The organism is Streptomyces sp. NPDC059828, assembly GCF_042731955.1.
Taxonomy (GTDB): domain Bacteria; phylum Actinomycetota; class Actinomycetes; order Streptomycetales; family Streptomycetaceae; genus Streptomyces.
Window position 1 is genome coordinate 30,291 of the sequence record NZ_JBHWIW010000001.1, and the last position, 21,696, is coordinate 51,986.

4 protein-coding genes are annotated in these 21,696 nt (G+C 72.2%); 2 read left to right on the forward strand and 2 right to left on the reverse strand.

What is annotated here, in order from left to right; genetic code table 11:
- Window positions 1-18: 18 nt before the first annotated feature.
- On the reverse strand, window positions 19-1,131 hold the full coding sequence (locus ACFV6V_RS00120; protein WP_385556672.1) for a FecCD family ABC transporter permease: 1,113 nt from the start codon (window positions 1,129-1,131) through the stop codon (window positions 19-21).
- 3 nt (window positions 1,132-1,134) lie between these two features.
- Window positions 1,135-2,130, reverse strand: coding sequence for a FecCD family ABC transporter permease (locus ACFV6V_RS00125; protein WP_385556675.1), 996 nt, complete (start codon window positions 2,128-2,130; stop codon window positions 1,135-1,137).
- A 215-nt stretch (window positions 2,131-2,345) separates the two neighbouring features.
- On the opposite strand from ACFV6V_RS00125, the gene ACFV6V_RS00130 reads away from it, so the two are divergent.
- Window positions 2,346-21,422, forward strand: a complete 19,077-nt coding sequence (locus ACFV6V_RS00130; RefSeq protein ID WP_385556678.1) for an amino acid adenylation domain-containing protein — start codon at window positions 2,346-2,348, stop codon at window positions 21,420-21,422.
- Window positions 21,419-21,628, forward strand: coding sequence for an MbtH family protein (locus tag ACFV6V_RS00135; protein ID WP_385556681.1), 210 nt, complete (start codon window positions 21,419-21,421; stop codon window positions 21,626-21,628). Before ACFV6V_RS00130 ends, ACFV6V_RS00135 begins: the two co-directional genes overlap by 4 nt.
- The last annotated feature ends 68 nt before the right edge of the window (window positions 21,629-21,696 follow it).

A 21,696-nucleotide genomic window follows, 5' to 3' on the forward strand; every position in this document is an offset into this window, starting at 1 on the left:
TACGTCGATGACACGTTGTCAGCCTCCTGAGCCGGCGCGGTTGGCGCGGACGAGCAACCACAGCAGTACGGGTGCGCCGAGCACGCCGGTGACGATCCCGACCGGGAGTTCCGTACCGGGAATCGCCTTCCGGGCAGCCAGGTCGGACAGCAGCACGACGAAGGCACCCGTCAGCCCCGAGACGAGGGGCGGCGGATGGGCCGTGCCCGCGAGGCGCTGGGCGATCTGGGGGGCGGCGAGTGCGACGAAGGCCACGGGGCCGGCGGTCGCCGTGGCGAAGGCGACCAGGCCGACGGAGCACAGCAGTGCGGTCACGCGGACGGACTGCACCCGTGTGCCGAGGCCACGGGCCATGTCGTCGCCGAGTTGGAGGGTGCGCATCAGCCGTCCGAGCAGTACCGCCGCGGGCAGCAGCACCACCAGGGTGAGGGCGAGCGGGCCGATCTGCTGCCAGGTGCGGCCGTTGAGGTTGCCGACGAGCCAGCCGAGCGCGGCCTGGGCCTCGAACTGCCGGCCGCGCGCGAGGAGATAGTCCGTGGCACTGGTGCAGATCCAGGCCACGCCGACACCGACGAGGACGATCCGGTAGCCGGTGGTACCGCGCTTCCAGGCCAGCAGATACACCAGGAGCGCTGCGGTGAGCGCCCCGAGCAGCCCCAGGATCTGGGTCCCGGGACCGAGGTCCCAGCCGAGGACGATGCCGGCGACGACGGCGGTGCCGGCGCCCTGGGTGATACCCATCAGGTCGGGGCTCGCCAGCGGGTTGAGGGTCAGGGTCTGGAGCAGTGCGCCCGAGGCGCCGAACGCGATGCCGACGAGCAGGCCGGCCAGCACACGGGGCAGACGCAGTTCATGGACGATGAGCTCGGTGCCGGGGTCGCTGGTGCCCACCACGGCGCGCAGCACGTCGGGAAACGGGAGAGGGATGTCCCCGATGGTGAGCCCCACCCAGAACAGCGCGGCCGTGGCGGCGCCGAGCACGGCACAGACGACAAGCAGCCTGGGCCTCAGCACGCCGGAGACGGGTGGAACGGGGAGCCGGTAGGTGAACCGGCCCGGGGTGCGCACCAGGTGCTGGCGCGAAGCCGCGGTGTGTTCCCTGTCCGGGACCGGTGCGGTGTCGGTGGTCATGGGTCACAGCTCCGCGAGTCGGCGGCGGCGTACCATCGCGATGAAGAACGGTCCTCCGATGAAGGCGACCAGGACACCGGCCTGGATCTCGACCGGGCGGGCGATGAGCCGTCCGGCGATGTCGGCGGCCAGCAGCAGGGACGGGGCGAGGACCGCCGAGAGGGGCAGCAGCCAGCGGTGGTCGGGGCCGACTCCCGCGTACTGCGCGAGGATGCGGGCGATATGCGGGACGACAAGGCCGACGAAGACCACGGGGCCGATGACGGCGACGGCTCCGCCGGTGAGCAGGGTGACGGCCACGACCCCCTGGAGGCGGACCAGTCCGACCCCGAGCCCCAGGGACTTCGCGACGTCCTCGCCGAGGGCGAGGCTGTTGAGGCCACGCGCACAGGTGAGGGCGAGGATGCCGCCGGCCACCAGGAACGGCAGCACCCTCAGCAGCACCTGCTCGTTCTGGTCGGCCAGAGAACCCGCGGACCAGAAACGGTAGCGGTTGAGGGCGTCGGGGTCGGTGAGCGCGACGGCGCTGGTGAGGGAGAACAGCAGCGAGGTCACCGCCACACCGGCGAGGGCGAGCTTGACCGGGGTCGAGCCCGACCGTCCCAGTCCGCCGAGCAGGTAGACCAGGACGCTCGCGGCCAGCGCTCCGCCGAACGCGAACCAGATGTATCCGTAGACCGAGCCGAGCCCCAGCACCCCGACGCAGAGCACGACGGCGAATGCGGCACCGGCGCTCACCCCGAGGATGCCGGGGTCCGCGAGCGGATTGCGTGTCAGCGCCTGCATCAGAGCGCCCGACAGACCGAGCGCGGCTCCCGTCGCGAGGCCGAGGACGGTGCGCGGAAGGCGTACGGACCAGATCACGTCGGAGACACGGGAGTTGGGCGCGTCACCGAGGAGGGTGTCCCAGACCTGGTCGAGTGGGACGCTGAGGGCGCCGTACGCCATCGACAGGGCGCAGAGCGCGAGCAGCAGCGTGCCGGCGAGCAGGAGCAGCATGGCGGCGCGGGGGCCTTTTGCCGCCTGGACAGGGCCTATGGTCCCCACATCCACAACCTCCGGTCGTCCAGCGTCCGTTACAGGGCAAGTGTGGCCGGAACCCCCTCTCCGGGGAAGCCGTAGGCACCCTGTGAATTAGGTAACCCTTACCTTAGTATGGCGTCGATCCCCGGCCCAGTGCCGGGGACTCGACCTGCTCGGGGAGGGACGGCTACGTGTGCGGTTCCGAGGAAGCACTGGCCTACTGGCGACGGATTCTGACACCACTTCCGCAGGCGGTCGCACTCCCCACGGACCGGCCACCGGCCACGGACGACACGCGGGAACAGCGGACCAGCATGCTGGACGGGCTGCCCGATGCTCCCGACTCCGTGCTGCTCGCGGTGTTCCTGACGCTTCTGCACCGCTACGGCGGCGGGACAGATCTGACCGTGCTGTACGACGGGCTACCCCTGCGTGTGTCTCTCGAACACGCGCCCACTTTCGCGGAGTTCGAGCGCCAGGTCGAGCTGGCGCGGCAGGACGCGGAGGCACACCGGGTGCCGCTGGGCGTCCTCGTCGAGGAGTCGCACGCATGGGCGGTCGGGGAAGGCCGACTGGTCGTCCGCACCGCGTTCGGGACCGCAGAGCGCCCGGCCGGTGAGCCCCCGGAGCCTCTGGACCTGCTGCTCGAGGCACGGAAGGGTACGTTACGGGCGACGTGCACCACCGACCTGCTCGACGTCGCCGCCGTGCAGCGCGTGCTGCGTCACTACCGGACCTTGCTGGGCGATGCGCTGGTCCGGCCCGGGGTGCCCGTCGGTGCGCTGGATCTGATGGACGCGGACGAGTACCGGCAGGTCGTGGTCGACCGGAACACGACCGGACACTCGGTCCCTTCGGCCACCTGGCCCGTGATGTTCGCCGAGCAGGTGCGCCGCCGCCCCGGCGACGTCGCCCTGGTGCTGGAGCACGAGCAGCTGACCTATGCGGAACTGGACGAGCGGGCCTCCCGGCTCGCGCACGCCCTGGTGGCGCGTGGCGCGGGACCCGAGAGGATCGTCGCCCTCGCCCTGCCGCGTTCCGTGGACCTGTTCGTCGCCGAGATCGCCGTGCTGAAGTCCGGTGCCGCCTACCTCCCCATCGACCACGACTATCCGGCCGACCGCATCGCGTACATGCTCGGCGATGCCGCGCCTGTCTGCATGGTGACCACCGGGGAGGCCGCCCGAGAGCTGCCCGGGCGGGACGGGATGGCGCTGCTGGTGCTGGACGCGCCGGGAACCGCGGAGGAGCTGGCGGGGCACCCCGCACACGGCCCCACGGAAGAGGGCGATGGCGCTCCGTCGTCCGTGCTGAACGCCGCGTGTGTCATCTACACCTCGGGGTCCACCGGCCGCCCCAAGGGGGTCGTCCTCTCCCACAGCGGTGTGGCGAAGCTCGTCGCGACCCAGACCGAGCGGTTCGGCATCGGTCCGCACAGCCGGGTGCTGCAGTTCGCCTCGCCGAGTTTCGACGTCGCCTTCTGGGACCTGTGCCTCGGACTGCTCTCCGGTGGCCGCCTTGTCGTGGTCCCGGCGGAACGGCGGTTCCCCGGAGCTCCGTTGGCGGAATTCGCCCATGCGCACGGCATCACCTTCATGATCCTGCCGCCCGCCCTGCTCGCCGCGATGCCCGACGATGTGCGTCTGCCCGCGACCGCGACGCTGCTGGCGGGTACGGAGCGGGTGTCCCCCGAGCTGGTGGCCCGCTATGCCCGGGGCCGGATGATGTTCAACGCCTACGGTCCGACCGAGGCCACCACCAACTCCACGCTCGGGCTGTGCGATCCGGACATCGCGACCGGTTCCCTCGTGCCGATCGGGGTCCCCGACCCCGGTACCCGGGCGTATGTGCTGGACGCCTTCCTCCGGCCGGTGCCCTCCGGTGTCACGGGTGAGCTGTACCTCGGAGGCGCGGGTCTCGCCCGCGGGTACCTCGGCCGGTCCGGGCTGACCGCTGAGCGGTTTGTCGCCGATCCCTTCGGCGAACCGGGCGAACGGCTCTATCGCACGGGCGATCTGGTGCGCTGGAGGTCCGACGGAAGGCTGGAGTTCCTCGGGCGTACCGACACCCAGGTCAAGATCCGCGGCTTCCGCATCGAGCCTGGCGAGATCGAGTCCGTGCTGCGCCGTCATCCCGCCGTCTACCAGGTCACGGTGGTGGCCCGTGAGGACACCCCCGGTGACCGGCGTCTCGCCGCCTATGTCGTGCCGGCGCTCGACGGGGCCCGCGACGAGGACCAGGACGCCCTGGTCGAGGGGTGGAAGGAGCTGCACGAACTCTTCTACCGGGCAGCCGCTCCCGACGGAACGCGGGACGATTTCGCGGGCTGGAACAGCATGTACGACGGCCGGCCGATCCCCGTCGACGAGATGCGCGAGTGGCGCGCCGAGACCGTCCGGAGCATCCACGAGCTGGGACCGGTCCGGCGTGTGCTGGAGATCGGTGCGGGCAGCGGGCTGATCCTGTCCCGGCTGGCTCCCGGCTGCGAGAGCTACTGGGCGACCGACCTCTCGCAGGAGGCGGTCGCGGCCCTGCGCGCGCGCGTGGACGCCGACCCCGCGCTCGCCGGAAGGGTCGAGTTGCTCACCCGGCCCGCGCATGACGCGGAAGGACTGCCCTCCGGGCACTTCGACACGGTCGTCCTCAACTCGGTGGCGCAGTACTTCCCGAGTGCCGACTATCTCGTCGAGGTCCTGCGCGAGCTGGCTCCGCTGCTGGCTCCGGACGGCCGGATCTTCCTCGGGGACGTACGCAATCTGCGGCTGCTGCGCACACTGCGCGCGGCCGTGGAGACCCGGCGAGCCGGGCTGCACGGGGCCGGGGACGGCGACGGCGACAAGAGCGCGCTGCGCACCGCGGTCGAGCGGTCGGTGCGCTGGGAGGGCGAACTCCTCCTCGATCCCGACTTCTTCGCCACTCTCGACGGGTTCAGCACCGAGATCCGGCTGAAGCGCGCCACGCACCACAACGAGCTCAGCCGCTACCGGTACGACGTCGTCCTGCGCCCCGGGCGGCTGACCCGGAACACGCACCCGGAGCGGGAAGTCAGCTGGGCGGAGGCGGGGGATCTCACGGGGCTGGGCAGGCTCCTCGGTGAGCGCCCACCGCGTCTGCGTGTCACCGGTGTGCCCAACGCACGTCTCGCCGACGACCTCGCTGATCTGCGGGGGCTGGAGGGCAGCGGAGGCGCGGCCGCCCCCGGCGCGGATCCGGAGGACTTCCGCGTCCTGGCCGCGCACCACGGCTGCCGCACCGCCCTGACGTGGAACGGGAACGCCGACGACGGGGCGTTCGACGCGGTCTTCGTACCGGGAGGCGCGCCGGACGGTGCGATCGACGGGCTCTACCGCACCGCGGCCGCGTACCCGCGCGCCAACCGTCCGGCGCCGTTCCGTGACACGGGCGCCCTGATGCGGACGCTCCGCGTGCATGTCGCCGAGCGGCTACCGGACTTCATGGTGCCGTCCGCGTTCGTCCCCGTGCACGTCCTCCCGGTGACCCCCAGTGGCAAGATCGACGCCAGGGCGCTGCCGGTGCCGGACTACGCGGCCATGAGTTCCGGCCGCCCGCCACGCACGGCTCGGGAGCGGCTGCTGGCCCGGCTGTACGCGGAGGTGCTCGGGCTGGGGTCCGTCACCGCGGAGGACGACTTCCTCGCTCTCGGCGGCGACAGCATCACCGCGATCCAGCTGCTGATCAGGGCCAGAGAAGCCGGTGTACGGCTCACCCCGCGGGATGTGTTCCGGCACCGGACGGTCGAGGCACTCGCGACGGCGGCCGCGGTCCGTGCCGCAGCGCCGACGGCCTCCGAGGCAGCGTCACTCATGGAGCCGGACGCGGCCGAGCTCGCCGCCGTCCAGGGCGCGCACCCGCTCCCCGTCGAGGAGTTGCTCCCTCTCACCCCACTCCAGCAGGGGTTCTACTTCCACGCGCTGACCAGTGGACCGGATGGCGACCTGTACGTGGTCCAACAGGTCCTCGAGCTGGAGGGCCCGGTCCGCAGTGCGGAGCTGCGGAGGTCGGCGCAGCTGCTGCTGGACCGCCATGCACCGCTGCGGGCGGCATTCCGGCAGCGGTCGGACGGCTCACCCGTGCAACTCATCGCCCAGGATGTGGAGTTGCCGTGGCGAGAGGTCGACCTCTCCGCCGATGACGAGGAGGCCAGAGAGTCCCGGGGCCGGGCGGTGGCCGCCCAGGAGCGGGACGGCGGATTCGACCTGGCCGCACCTCCTCTGGTGCGCTGCGCACTGATCCGTCTCGGTGAGAGCCGCATGCGACTGCTTCTGACCTTCCATCACATCGTGGCCGATGGATGGTCGTTGCGGGTACTGCATCGTGAACTGATGGCGGCTTACGGCGTATCGGCCCCTTCGCTCGAACCGGTCACTCCGTACCGGGACTTCCTGCGGAGTCTCCGTGAGCGGGACGGGAACGCCGCGCGCGGGGCCTGGCGTGCCGCGCTCGCCGGGCTCGAGGAGCCGACCCGTCTGGTGGACGGCCCTTTCACGGGCGGCCCGGTGCGCCCGGCGCACGTCCGGATCGAGCTGCCCGAACGGACCACCGCGCGTCTCGGTGAGCGGGCACGAGCCTGCGGGGTGACCCTCGGGACGGTCCTGCAGGCCGCATGGGGGCTGCTGCTCGGGCGGCTCACCGGGCGCGACGACGTGGTGTTCGGCACCACCGTCTCGGGCCGTGACGGCGAGGTCGCCGGTATCGACAGGATGGTCGGCCTGTTCATCAACACCCTGCCGACACGACTGCGCTGGGCGCCGGGAGAGTCTCTGGAAGGCATCCTGGCCCGCCTCCAGGACGAGCAGGCACGGCTTCTCGACCACCAGCACCTGGGGCTGGCGGAGCTCCAGCGGCTCGCCGGGCACGCGGGCACGGGTGAACTCTTCGACACCCTGCTGGTGGTGGAGAACTACCCCGCGGCGGCGGATCTGAGGGACCCGTCGGGCAGCGTACGCATCACCGGCGACGAGTTCCACGACACCGTCCACTACCCGCTCGCCCTGGTGGCAAGGCCGGGGAAGCGTCTGGATCTGCGGCTCAAGTACCACGGAAGCAGGATCGGTTCCGATTCCGCACGTGCCATCGGCGACCGGCTGGTCCGTGTCCTGGAAGCGTTCGCCGGCGATCCGGCACGGCCCGCCGGCACCGTCGAACTCCTCTCGCCGGACGAGACGTTGCGTGCGCACCAGGACGGCGAGGAGCGTTCCGTACCGTCCACCACGCTGGCAGCCGCGTTCGCGGCGCAGGCTGGCCGCAGCCCCGAAGCCCTGGCCGTGGTCTACGAGGAGCAGCGCCTGACCTACGCCGAACTGGACGTCCGGGCGGAGGCGTTGGCCGTCCGGCTGAGGGGGCTCGGCGCCGGCCCGGGTGCTTTCGTCGCGGTCGCGGTACCCCGGTCACCGGAGCTGATGGTGGCCCTTGTCGGCGTGCTGAAGTCGGGGGCCGCGTACCTCCCGCTCGATCCGGACTACCCGTCCGACCGTGTGTCGCACATGCTCGACGATTCCGGCGCCACGACCGTACTGGCCCTGTCCGCGTCGGCGCATCTGCTGCCGGAGCGCACGGGCACGACGGTACTGCTGCTCGACGCCGCGGATGCCGGGCCGGAACCGGTCGCCGGGACCGCACACGGGAGAGTTGCGGCTGGACCCGACGACCCTGCCTATCTGATCTACACGTCCGGGTCGACGGGCCGCCCCAAGGGTGTGGTCGTCACGCACCGGGCCGTACTCAACCGGCTCGCCTGGATGCAGGGCGCCTACGGGCTGCGCGCCGACGACCGGGTGCTCCAGAAGACGCCCTCCAGCTTCGACGTGTCGGTGTGGGAGTTCTTCTGGCCCGTCATGGAGGGTGCCGCTGTCGTGCTCGCCCGGCCCGACGGCCATCGCGACCCCGCGTACCTCGCCGGGCTCGTCCAGCGGCAGCACATCACCACCATGCATTTCGTGCCGTCGATGCTCGAGGCGTTCCTGCGGTCGGACGAGGTCGCCGCCGCCCCTTCCTGGTCCCTTTCGCTGCGTCGGGTGTTCAGCAGCGGTGAGGTACTTCCGCGCGCCGCCGCGCACCGCTGGCACGCACGGACCGGGGTGCCGCTGCACAACCTCTACGGTCCCACCGAGGCAGCGGTCGATGTGACGTACCAGCCTTTCGATCCAGCGGAGGAAGGTGCGAGCGGCCCCAGCGTGCCCATCGGGCGGCCGGTGTGGAACACCGGTCTCCGGGTGCTCGACCTGTGCCTGCGGCCGGTGCCCGACGGGGTGCCGGGAGAGCTGTATCTGACCGGTGTCCAGCTCGCCCGCGGCTACCACGCCCGGCCCGCGCTGACCGCCGAGCGGTTCACGGCCGACCCCTTCGGACCGCCCGGCAGCCGGATGTACCGCACCGGCGATCTGGTGCGACGGCGCCCGGACGGTGTGGTCGAGTACCTCGGCCGCACCGACCGGCAGGTCAAGCTGCACGGCAACCGCGTCGAGCCGGGCGAGATCGAGGCCGCACTGGTACGCCTGCCCGGCGTGGACCAGGCCGCCGTGACCGTGCGGGACGGGGTACTCGTCGCCTATGCGGTCCCGTCGTCCGCCGCACCGCAGGACGACGACGGTTCCTACGTGACCGAGCTGCGAAATGCCCTGACGGGTCTTCTTCCCTCCGCCATGGTGCCCGGCGCGTGGGTGGTCCTCGATGCCCTGCCGCTCACCCCCAGCGGCAAGCTGGCCCGGGGCGCGCTGCCCGCGCCGAAGGCCGTGCGGGCGCCGGCACGTGCCCCACGCGACGAGCGGGAGCGGGCGCTGACGGAGATCTTCGCCGGGGTGCTGGGGGCACCGGAGGTCGGTGCCGACGACGACTTCTTCCTGCTCGGCGGTGACAGCATCAGTTCCATCGCCGTGTGCAGCCGGGCCCGTCGCGCGGGTCTGGCGATCGGCCCACGCGAGGTGTTCGAGCACCGCACGCCCGCGGCGCTCGCGGCGGCGGCCGCGAGCGTGCCGTTGGCGGAAGGGAACCGCCAGGTCCCGGCCGCCGCCGCGTTCCGTCTGACGGACGAGGAGCGGGAGCGGGTCGAACGGCTCGCCCCGGGGCGTGTCGAGGACGTGTGGCCACTCGCCCCGCTGCAAGAGGGCCTGTTCTTCCACTCGGCGTACGACGACGGTGTCCTGGACGTGTACACGGTCCATGAGTCCTTCGACTTCGCTGAAAAGGTGGACGCCGAGCGGCTGCGCAGCGCGGCCCGGACCCTGCTCGCCCGCCACCGGAGTCTGCGTGCCGGGTTCACGAGCGAGGGGCAGCGCAGACCCGTGCAGTTCCTCGTACGCGAGGTGGAGGTCCCTCTTGCCGAGGTGGACCTGGCTGGTGTGCCGCTTGACCGGCAAGAGCGGGAGCTGCGGGAGTTGATGGACCGGGAGCGGTCCCGGCGCTTCGATCTGTCACGTCCTCCGCTGCTGCGGATGCTGCTGATCCGGCGGGGTGACGGGTTGAGCGACCGGCTGGTGATCGGGCGACATCTGATCCTCTGGGACGGCTGGTCCGCCTGGCTGTTCCTCGACCAGTTGTTCGCGCTCTACGAGAACGGTGGCGACACCGCGGGCCTTGACCGCCCCGGCTCGTACCGGGACTACCTGACCTGGCTGGAGGGCCAGGACGAGGCACGGGCGACCAGTGCCTGGCGCGCCGCGCTGGCCGGACTCGAGGAACCCACGCTGCTGGTGCCCGCGGTGTCCGACCGCGGCCCCGACCCGGTGGTCCCGGAGCTCCTGGACGCCGTACTCGACGCGGACACCGCCGCGCGGCTGCGCACACTGGCACGCGGCCACGGGCTGACCCTCAACACCGTGCTCAACACCGTCTGGGGCCTGGTCCTGGCCAGTGCCACCGGCCGCAGCGATGTCGTCTTCGGCACCACGGTGGCCGGGCGGCCGAGCGAGGTGCCGGATGTGGAGCATGTCATCGGTCTCTTCCTCAACACCGTGCCCACACGCCTGGCCCTCGATCCGCGCGAGCCGGTCCTGGATCTGCTGCGCCGTGTGCAGGCCGAGCGGATGGACGTCATGCCCTACGAGTACCTGGGGCTCGGTGTGCTCCAGGCCGAGACGGGTCACCGCCGGCTGTTCGACACACTGTTCGTGCTGCGCAACGCCGACACGGAGGAACGGCTCGCCGCCCTGCGCGAGCGGTACGGCGCCACCGCCGTCGCCAACGTGGACGCCACCCACTACCCGGCCAACCTGATCGTCACGCCCGGTGAACGGATCCGGGTCACCCTGGCCCACCGTCCCGATCTGCTGGACCGGGACCGCGCGCAAGATCTGCTCGACCGGTTCGTGGTGCTGTCCGGCAGGCTGGTCGCGGCACCCGGGGCGCCGGTCGGGTCGCTTGATCCACTGCTCGCGTCCGAGGCCGCCGCGCTGGCACGGGCGGAGGCGTCGAACCGGCAGCCGGTGCCGCGGCGGAGCGTCGCGGCCATGCTGGCCGACCAGGCGGAGCGGACACCGGACGCGACGGCGCTGGTCTTCGGCGCCACGACGCTGACGTACGCCGAACTGGACGGGCGCTGCAACCGGTTGGCCCGGCTGCTCATCGCCCGCGGCGCCGGTCCCGAGAAGGTCGTCGCGCTCGGCCTGCCGCGCTCGACCGACATGGTCGTGGCGCTGTTCGCCGTGCTGCGCACCGGTGCCGCGTATCTGCCGCTCGAACTCGACCATCCCGCCGAGCGGTTGTCCCTGATGCTGGCCGACGCCCGCCCGCTGCTCCTGCTGTCGACGGCGACGGTGTCGCGGACCCTGGCGGACGGCACCCCGCGTGTGCTGCTCGACGATCCGGGGGTGGCCGCCGAACTGGCCCTGCTGCCGGACGGTGCCGTGCGGAGGTCGTTCAGCCTGGACCATCCGGCGTACGTGATCTACACATCGGGCTCCACGGGCCGCCCCAAGGGTGTGGTCACCCCCTATGTGGGACTGACGAACATGCAGCTCAACCACCAGAAGGAGATCTTCGCCCCGGCCGTCGCCGCTGCCGGTGGACGGCGGCTGCGCATCGCGCACACCGTGTCGTTCGCCTTCGACATGTCCTGGGAGGAGCTGCTGTGGCTCGTCGAAGGACACGAGGTGCACATCTGCGACGAGGAGCTGCGCCGTGACGCCATCGCGCTCGTGGCGTACTGCGAGGAGCACCGCGTCGACGTCGTGAACGTGACGCCGACGTACGCCCATCTGCTGTTCGAGGAGGGGCTGCTCGACGGCCACCGCCCACCTCTGGTGCTGCTCGGAGGGGAGGCGGTCACCGAAGCGGTGTGGAGCACGCTGCGGGACACCGAGGGGACCTACGGCTACAACCTCTACGGGCCCACCGAGTACACCATCAACACCCTGGGCGGCGGCACCGGGGACAGCGAGAGCCCGACCGTGGGCCGCCCGATCCGCGCCACCCGTGCCCGGATCCTCGACACCTGGCTGCGGCCGGTGCCGGACGGGGTGGCCGGTGAGCTGTACATCGCGGGCACGGGGCTCGCCCGCGGCTATCTCGGACGGCCCGGACTGACCGCCGAGCGGTTCGTGGCGGACCCGCACGGCAGGCCTGGGGAACGCCTGTACCGGACGGGTGACCTGGTGCGCAGGCGTGCGGACGGCAACATCGACTTCCTCGGGCGCACGGACGACCAGGTCAAGATCCGCGGCCACCGGGTGGAGCTGGGTGAGATCGAGACCGCTCTGGTGCGGCACCCCGGGGTGGCCCAGGCGGCCGTGGTCGCGCGGGACGACGAGTCCGCGCCCGGCACACGGCGGCTGGTGGGCTATGTCGTCCCGGCCGAACCGGGCGCCCGGGAGCGCGCGGCGGCGGAGCGTGAGCAGGTCGGCGAGTGGCGGGAGATCTACGCGGCCGAGTACACCGAGATCGGGACGGCGCTGTTCACCGAGGACTTCGCCGGCTGGGACAGCTCGTACGACGGCGCGCCGATCCCGCTGGAGCATATGCGCGAGTGGCGGGAGACGACGGTCCGGCGCATCCGCGAGCTACGGCCGCGCCATGTCCTGGAGATCGGGGTCGGCTCAGGTCTGCTGCTGTCCCGGCTCGCCCCTGACGTGGAGTCGTACTGGGCGACGGACTTCGCGGCGCCCGTCATCCGCAAGCTGGGTGAGGACCTCACGTCGGCTCCGGGGCTGGCGCGGAAGGTGGAACTGCGCTGCCAGGCGGCCGATGAGACGGCGGGTCTGCCGACGGGGTTCTTCGACACGGTCGTGATCAACTCAGTGGTGCAGTACTTCCCGAGCCTGGAGTACCTGCGCGGGGTGATCCGCGGCGCGATGGGACTGCTGGCGCCGGGCGGCACCCTGTTCCTGGGGGACATCCGCGATCTGCGGCAGGCGCGGGTGTTCCAGGCCGGTGTCCAGGCCGCGCGGGCGGCCGATCATCCCGCACCCGAAGTGCTGCGGCGGGCCGTCGACCGGGGCATCGCCCTGGAGAAGGAGCTGCTCGTCGATCCGGACTGGTTCACCACCCTGGGCGCCGGTGTGGAGGTGCGGACCAAGGACGGCAGACACCACAACGAACTGACGCGGTACCGCTACGACGTGGTCCTGTACGAGCCGTGCGACGACACGGCGGATGCGCTGCGGCTCGACGACGCCCCGGTGCTGGACTGGACCGGACACGGCGACCTCGCCGGCCTCGCCGCCCGTCTGGACGGGTCCCGGGAACGAGCGGACCGGTTGCGGGTGCACCGGGTGCCCGACCCCCGGACGGCGGCCGATCTCGCCATCCTGCGGGACGTGGATTTGGGGCCTCGGACCGGCCGAGCCGAAGCGGCTGGTGTGGAGCCCGACGAGCTGCGCGCCCTGGGCGAGCGGTACGGCTACCGTGCGCTGACCACCTGGGCGGATGAACCCGGCTTCTACGACGCCGTGTTCGTCCGGGGTACGGACCACGGGCGCACGGCGGGGCTCTACCGCCCGCACGGGGACCGCGGTCCGGCGCCGTACGCCAACTCCCCGGCCGCGAACCGGGGCAACGGCGCACTCGCGCGCCGGCTGCGCGAGGACCTGGGGCAGCGGCTCCCGAACTACATGGTGCCGGCGGCCTTCGTGGTCCTGCCCGCGCTTCCGATGAACGACAACGGCAAGCTGGACGTCCCGGCGCTGCCCGACGCCGAACCCGCAGTGGCCCTGTCGGAGGGACGCGGTCCGCGCACTCCGGTCGAAGAGGTGCTGTGCCGGCTTTTCGCGGAGGTGCTGAGTCTCCCCCGCACCGGCGCTGAGGACGACTTCTTCGATCTGGGCGGCCATTCGCTGCTGGCGACCCGGCTGATCAGCCGGGCCCGCACGGAGCTGGGTGCCGAGCTGGCGATCCGCGACCTGTTCGAGGCGCCCACACCCGAGGCGCTGGCACTGCGGGTGGAGCACAGTGCGGCGGCGCGTCCCGCCCGTCCCGTCCTGGAGCCCGCGGTGCGCCCCGAGCTGATTCCGCTGTCGGCGGCCCAGCGACGGCTCTGGCTGGTGGAGCGGATCACCGGAGACGGGGTCGCGTACAACTTCCCACTGGTGTTCAGGCTGAGGGGCGAGTTGGACCTGGAGGCTCTGCGGGCCGCCGCCCGTGATGTGATGAACCGTCACGAGTCCTTGCGTACGCGTTTCGTGGCTGTGGACGGCGAACCGCACCAGTGGATCGTCCCGGCCGGCGAGGCCGAGCCGGAGTTCCGCGTGGTGGACTGCCCGGAGGCCGAACTGGCGGCGCGGATCGCGGACGCGCAGCGCCGCCCCTTCGACCTGGGTGCGGACCTGCCCCTGCGGGTGGAGGTGCTGCGGCTGGGTCCGGAGGACCGGGTGGTGGCGCTGGTGCTGCACCACATCACCACCGATGAGTGGTCGGACCGGCCGTTCCTCACCGATCTGGACCACGCGTACCGGGCCCGGGCCGCAGGGCGGGAACCCGGCTGGACGCCGCTGCCGGTGCAGTACGCCGACTACACACTGTGGCAGGAGCGACTGCTCGCACAGGTCGGGGAGCACCAGTCGGCCTTCTGGGCACGCACGCTCGACGGGCTGCCCGAAGAGATCCCCCTGCCGCTGGACAGGCCGGGTGCGGCTCGCGTGACGGGCCGGGGCGCCATGGTGCGTACGACGTTGCCGGACGCTTCGGCGGCCGCCCTGAGGGAGCTGGCGGCCACCCATCACATCAGCATGTTCATGCTGTTCCAGGCAGCCGCGGCGGCCCTGCTGCACCGGCTCGGCGCGGGCGACGACATCCCGCTCGGCACACCGATCGCCGGACGCACCGACAGCGCGGTGGACGACCTCGTCGGGTTCTTCGTCAACACGCTCGTGCTGCGCACTGACGTCTCCGGTGACCCGGTCTTCGCGGAGCTGCTCGGCCGGGTCAGGGAGGCGGCGCTCGCCGCGTTCGAGCATCAGGACGTGCCGTTCGACCGGGTCGTGGAGACGGTGAATCCCGTCAGGGCCGCCGACCGCAATCCGCTGTTCCAGGTGATGCTCGGCTACCACCACCGGCCGGACGGGGATCCGGATCTGTTCGGGCTGCCCACCGAGTGGTCGGACATGGACACGGGCATGGCCAAGTTCGATCTGGACTTCACTGTGGTCGACCACGGTCCTGGCCGTGACATGGCCCTGCTGCTGGAGTACGCCACTGAGCTGACCGACGAGGAGACAGCGGCGGCTCTGCTCGTACGACTGGTCGGCCTCCTGGAGCAGGTCGCCGCCGACCCCGCGCGGCCCGTGAGCGGGCTGGTGGTGCTCACCGAAGAAGAGGAGTCGGCACAAGCGACGGCGTGGAACGCCACGGACCGGCCGGTGGAGACCCGTTCCGTACCGGAGATCCTGGACGACACGGTTCGTGCCACGCCGGACGCCCCGGCGCTGGACGCGGGCGGCGAGCGTCTCACCTTCCGTGCACTGGCCGCACGGGTCGACGCCGTGGCACGGCTGGTGCGGCGCCGGGGCGCGGTCCCCGAGGCGGTGGTGGGCCTCGCGCTGCCGAGGCACCTGATGGTGCCCGCGATCCTGGGGGTGCTCCGGGCGGGAGCCGCGTATCTTCCCCTCGATCCCGCCTACCCCACCGAGCGGCTGGAGTTCATGCTGCGCGACACGGGCGCGCTGTTCGTGCTGACCACCGAGGCCCTGGCTCCGGAACTCCCGGACGGTTGTGTACGCGTCCTGCTCGACGAGCCCGGTCACCCGGCGGACGACGCCCCGTTCACCGCCCCCGCCCCGTCCAACGCGGCCTATGTGATCTTCACTTCGGGCTCAACGGGCATCCCCAAGGGGGTCGTGTGCACCCACCGCGGACTCAGCAACCTGTTCGCGGCGCACCGCGACGGTCTCATCGCGTCCGCGGTACGGTCGGCAGGCCGTGATCGGCTGCGGGCCGTCCATACCGCGTCGTTCAGCTTCGACGCCTCCTGGGACCCGTTGCTGTGGCTGCTGGCCGGTCACGAAGTGCACATCGCCGACGAGGCCGCGATAGCGGATCCGGCCGCGCTGCCGGTCCTGCTGGGACGCGAGCGGATCGACTTTCTGGACGTCACTCCGACCTATCTCCGTGAGCTGGTCCACCATGGCTTCCTCTCCGACCCAGGGCAGGTGCCCGGGGTGGTCGTCGTGGGCGGTGAGGCCGTCCCGGACGGGCTGTGGGAGCGGCTGTGCGCGCTGCCCGACGTACAGGCGCACGACCTGTACGGGCCGACGGAGTGCACGGTGGACGCCTATGGGCGGCACGGCCGGGCTCCGGACGGCAGCGGTCCGTGGGCGGGCCCACTCGGCAATGTGCGCGCCCATGTCCTGGACAGCCGGCTGCGGCCGGCGCCCGTCGGGGTGGTCGGCGAACTGTATCTGGCCGGGCATGGACTGGCCCGTGGCTATCTGAACCGGCGGGGGCCGACGGCCGAGCGCTTCACGGCGGACCCCTTCGGTGCACCGGGCAGCCGGATGTACCGCACCGGTGACCTTGCCAGACGCCGCCGTGACGGTGCTCTGGAGTTCCTGGGGCGCGCCGATGCGCAGGTCAAACTGCACGGCTTCCGGATCGAGCCCGGTGAGGTCGAGGCGGTCATCAGCGGGTGCCCGGGGGTGGCGCTGGCCGCGGTGGTCGTGCGTGAGGACGACCCGGGCGTCCCGCGGCTGGTGGCGTATGTCGTGCCGGCCGGCGACCGTGTGCCGGATCCGGCAGGTATGCGCGAGCGTGTGGCGGCGGCCGTGCCCCCGCACATGGTGCCCGCCGCGTTCGTCACGGTGCCGCTGCTGCCGCGCACGGTGAGCGGAAAGCTCGACGAGAGGGCGCTCCCCGCACCGGACTTCGCCGCCGCGGGCGCCGCCCGCAGGCCCCGTTCGCCACGGGAAGAGCTGCTGTGCGAGGCGTTCGCCGCCGTACTCGACGTACCGGTGGTGGGCATCGACGACGACTTCTTCGCGCGGGGCGGGCACTCCCTGCTCGCCATGCGGCTGGTGTCCCGGATCCGTTCGGTGCTCGGTGCCGAGGTGTCCCTGCGTACCGTGTTCGACGTTCCGACGGTGGCGGGTCTCGCCGCACGGCTCGCCGATCCGGCATCGGGCGACCCGCACGGTCTTGGTGGCCGGCCGGCGCCGACCGTACGGCCGCGCCCGGAGCGGCTGCCGCTCTCCTCCGCGCAGCAGCGGCTGTGGGTGCTCCACCGCGTGGAGGGACCCAGCGCCACGTACAACATCCCCACCGCGTGGCGGCTTTCGGGCGACCTGGATCCGGGTGCCCTGCGGGCCGCCGTGCACGACCTTGCGGAGCGGCACGAGACGCTGCGGACGGTGTTCCCCGACGAGGGCGGCCGTGCCTACCAGCGGGTCCTGGACGCGGACGGGCTGCGCGTCCCGTTCGCGGTCGAGGACGTCTCCCCGGAGCGGCTGGCCGGTCGGCTCGCCGAGGCGGGGGCGTACGGATTCGAGCTGGACCGTGAACCTCCCCTGCGGGTCCATCTGTTCCGTACGGCTGCGCGTGAGTGGACGCTGCTCCTGCTGTTGCACCACATCGCGGGCGACGAGTGGTCGGAGCGTCCGCTGCACCGCGACCTGGCGCTCGCCTACGCCGCCCGGAAGGAGGGCCGTGCCCCAGGCTGGGCGCCGCTGCCCGTCCAGTACGCCGACTACACGCTGTGGCAACGGGATGTGCTGGGGGACGAGCGGGATCCCCGGAGTCTCGCGGCAGGTCAGATCGGCTACTGGCGAGCGGCCCTCGCCGGACTGCCCGAGGAACTGGCCCTGCCCACCGACCGGCCGCGTCCCCCCGAAGCGAGCCATCGCGGCGGCAGCGCGGACCTCTCGCTCGACGCCGGGCTGGCCGCGGATCTGCGGCGGCTGGCCCGTGAGAACGGCGTCAGCGTGTTCATGGTGATCCAGGCCGCGGTGGCGGCACTGCTCACCCGGCTGGGCGCGGGGCACGACATCCCCATCGGCAGTCCCATCTCCGGCCGCACGGACGACGCGCTGGAGGATCTGGTCGGGTTCTTCCTGAACACCCTGGTGCTGCGCACCGACACCTCGGGCGACCCGTCCTTCCGCGAACTGCTGGCCCGGGTGCGGACAACCGACCTGGCGGCCTTCGACCACCAGGACGTGCCGTTCGAGCGGCTGGTGGAGGCGGTCAACCCGGCCCGGTCACTCGCCCGCCATCCGCTGTTCCAGGTGATGGTGGTGTATCTCGCGGCGGGTGGGGACGAGACGGGGGTGCCGGCTCTGCCGGGGCTGCGTGTCCGGCGGGAGGACGTGGCACAGGGCTCGGCCAAGTTCGACCTCTCCTTCGACTTCGTCGAACGCGCCGACGGCACCGGGGTGGACGGCGTACTGGAGTACAGCACCGACCTGTTCGACCCCGCGACGGCCCGTTCCCTCGCAGAACGCTTGCCGCGCTTCCTGCGGGCGGTCGCCGCCGATCCGGGTACCCGCATCGGACAGGTCGAGATCCTGGGCACCGCCGAACGGCAAGCCCTGCACGGCGGCTGGCACAGCCGTACGCTCCCGGCCGCCCCCACCACCGTGCCCGCCCTGTTCGACGCCTGCGTACGAAGCTGGCCGGACGCACCCGCCGTGGCCTCCGACGGGATGGAGCTCAGCTACGCGGCGCTCGACGCCCGTGCCAACCGCCTGGCCCGCCTGCTGGTCGGGCTGGGCGCGGGTCCCGAGCGGATCGTGGCCCTGGCCCTGCCGCGTACCGTGCTGTTCATGGAGGCGGTCCTCGCGGTCCACAAGGCCGGTGCCGCGTATCTGCCGCTCGACCCCGACGCACCACTGGAGCGCACCGCACAGGTGCTGGGCGACGCCGGGCCGTTGCTCAGCCTCACCACCGGCGAACTGGCCGGTGCGTTGCCCCCCGGGGCGGCGGTGCTGGTGCTGGACGACCCGGGCACCGCCGAGCGGATCGCCTCGCTGGACGGCGGGGGGGTCGGCGACGCGGAGCGTACCGGTCCGCTGAGCCCGCACCATCCTGCGTATGTGATCTACACATCCGGCTCCACCGGCCGGCCCAAGGGCGTGGTGGTCACCCATGCCTCGTTGGGCCATCTCTTCCACAGCCATCGCGAGACGCTGTACGCACCGGCTGTCGCGGCGACCGGCCGGAGGCATCTGCGGGCGGGACACGCCTGGTCGTTCTTCTTCGACGCCTCCTGGCAGCCGCAGTTGTGGCTTCTGGACGGGCACTGCGTCCACATCGTGTCCGACGAGGTGCGGCGGGATCCCGAACTGCTCACCGCCGCGGTCCTCCGGCACGGCTTCGACTTCCTGGAGGTGACCCCGTCGTTCTTCGCGCAGATGGCGGAGAGCGGGCTGCTGACGGAGGACGGCGGTGTCTGTCCGCTCGGGGTCGTCGGCGTGGGCGGGGAAGCGGTGCCGCGTGCGTTGTGGCGGCGGCTCGCATCGCTGCGTGGCACCGAGGTGTTCAATCTGTACGGACCGACCGAGTCGACCGTCGACGCGCTGGTGGCACGGGTGGGCGACGGGGAACGCCCGCTCGTCGGGCGGCCGGTGGCGGGCACCCGGGCCTATGTGCTCGACGGCCTGCTGCGGCCGGTGCCCCCCGGTGTGACCGGCGAGCTCTACCTGGCGGGCGGCGGCCTCGCCCGCGGCTATCTGGGCAGCCCCGGGCTGACGGCCGAGCGCTTCGTGGCCGACCCGTTCGGCGCTGCGGGCTCACGGTTGTACCGCACCGGCGATCTGGCCCGCTGGACCGCCGAGGGGCGTGTCGACTTCCTCGGGCGCGCCGACGACCAGATCAAGATCCGCGGATTCCGTGTCGAACCGGCCGAGATCGAGTCGGCGCTGAGCAGGCATCCCGCGGTCGGCCAGGCCCTGGTGACGCTCCACCGGGAGAACGGGCGAGGACGTCTTGTGGCCTACGTGGTGCCCCTGGCGGGTGCGACCGTGGACGGCTCGGAGCTGCGGGCCCGTGTCGCCGCGCTGCTCCCGGAACACATGGTCCCGGCCGCCGTCGTGCCCCTCGACCGGTTCCCGGAGCTGGCGAACGGCAAGCTGGACCGGGGCGCCCTGCCGGCCCCCGACTTCTCGGCGCTGTCCTCGGGCCGCCCGCCACGCGACGCACGCGAGAAGGCGCTCTGCGCGGTGTTCGCGGGCCTCCTGGGTCTCGAACACGTGAGCGTGGACGCCGACTTCTTCGCGCTCGGCGGCGACAGCATCGTGGCGATGCAACTCGTCAGCCGGGCCCGCGCCGCGGGCGTGCGGATCAGTCCGCGGCTGGTCTTCCGGCACCGCACCGTGGCGGCCCTGAGCGCCGTCGCCGAGACGGTCGACGCCACCGCCGTCCGGTCCGCGGAGGACGGGACGGGCACCGTGTCACTCACGCCAGTGATGCACTGGCTGCGCGAACTGGGCGGTCCGATCGCGACGTACCACCAGGGCGCGCTCGTACGCACTCCGGCCGCTCTCGACCTGCCGGGTCTGACAGCGGTGCTCCAAGCCCTCGCCGACCGGCACGACATGCTGCGGGCCACGCTGAGGCGGCCGACGCACGAGAGCACCCGCGACTGGTCGATGCATGTCCCACCGCCCGGTGCCGTGGACGCCGGGGCGTGGATCGTCCGGGTGGATGTGTCCGGACTCGACGCCGGGTCGCTGGGCCGGGTCGTCCGTGAGCACGCGCTGGCGGCGCGCTCGCTGCTGGACCCGGACGCGGGGGTGATGGTCAGGGCGGTGTGGTTCGACGGAGGGGGTGTGCCGGGACGGCTGCTGCTGATGGCCCACCACCTGGTGGTGGACGGGGTGTCCTGGCGGGTGCTGCTGCCCGACCTCGCGGCGGCGTGGCGGGATGTGTCCGCGGGGCGGCCGGTGCGGCTCGACCCGGTCGAGACGTCGTTCGCACGGTGGTCCCGACTGCTGGCGGACCGGGCCATGGACCCGCGGTGCGAGGCTGAACTGGCCCTCTGGACGGAGGTGCTGGACGGCGGAGCGGCGGAGCCGTTCCCGCTGCTGCGCGAAGCGGAACCGGACCGCGACACCATCGCGACCGTGCGGGAGTTCGCCCTGCGGCTTCCCGCCGAGTACACGGGACCGCTGCTGTCGACGGTGCCCGCCCGCTTCAGGGCGGGCGTCAACGACGTCCTGCTGGCGGGGCTCGCCCTGGCGTTCGCCGACCGGCGGGGGCGCGCCGGGGGGTCGGACACCTCCGTGCTGGTGGACCTCGAAGCTCACGGCCGGGAGGAGGAGCTGGCCGGGGAGGGCGTCGACCTCTCCCGTACCGTGGGCTGGTTCACCAGTGTGTTCCCGGTGCGACTCGACATCGGGGCGGCCGATCCCGACGACGCGATGGCCGGCGGACCGGCCGCCGAAGAGGCGGTGCGCCGGGTCCGCGAGCATCTGGCGTCGCTGCCCTCGGGCGGGGTGGGCTTCGGACTGCTGCGGCATCTGAACCCGAAGACCCGTGAGGTCCTGGCAGACCACCCCGCGCCGCGTATCGAGTTCAACTACCTCGGCCGGTTCGGGGTCCCGGAGGAGACGGACTGGTCGTACGCCCCCGAGGAGGACGACGCGGACATCGGCCCCGGGCCCACGATGCGCCAGAGCCACGCGGTGGAGATCAACGTGGTCACCGAGGACCGGCCGGAGGGACCGGTGCTCGCAGCCCACTGGACCTACGCGGAAGGACTGCTGGCGCGCGAGACGGTCGAGGAACTGGCCGGGACCTGGTTCCGGGCGCTGCGAGGTCTGGTCAAATGGGCGAACGCGACAACGGACACGTCGGATACGAAGGCTGACACGCAGAGGAGGGGCAGCGCATGAGCAACCCGTTCGAAGATCCCGAAGGCACCTACCTGGTACTCGTCAACGACGAGAACCAGCACAGCCTGTGGCCCGATTTCGTGGACGTACCGGCCGGCTGGCGGAGCGTCCACGGCCCTGCCGCGCGGCAGGAGTGCCTGGACTACGTGGACACCCACTGGACCGATATGCGGCCCCGCAGCCTCGCTGAGGCGATGGACGGCTGACCTCCGGGTCAGCCGAACTCCCGCAGAAGGGAGCGGCGCCGGCCGCGGGCGCTCAAACCCCCCGGCCG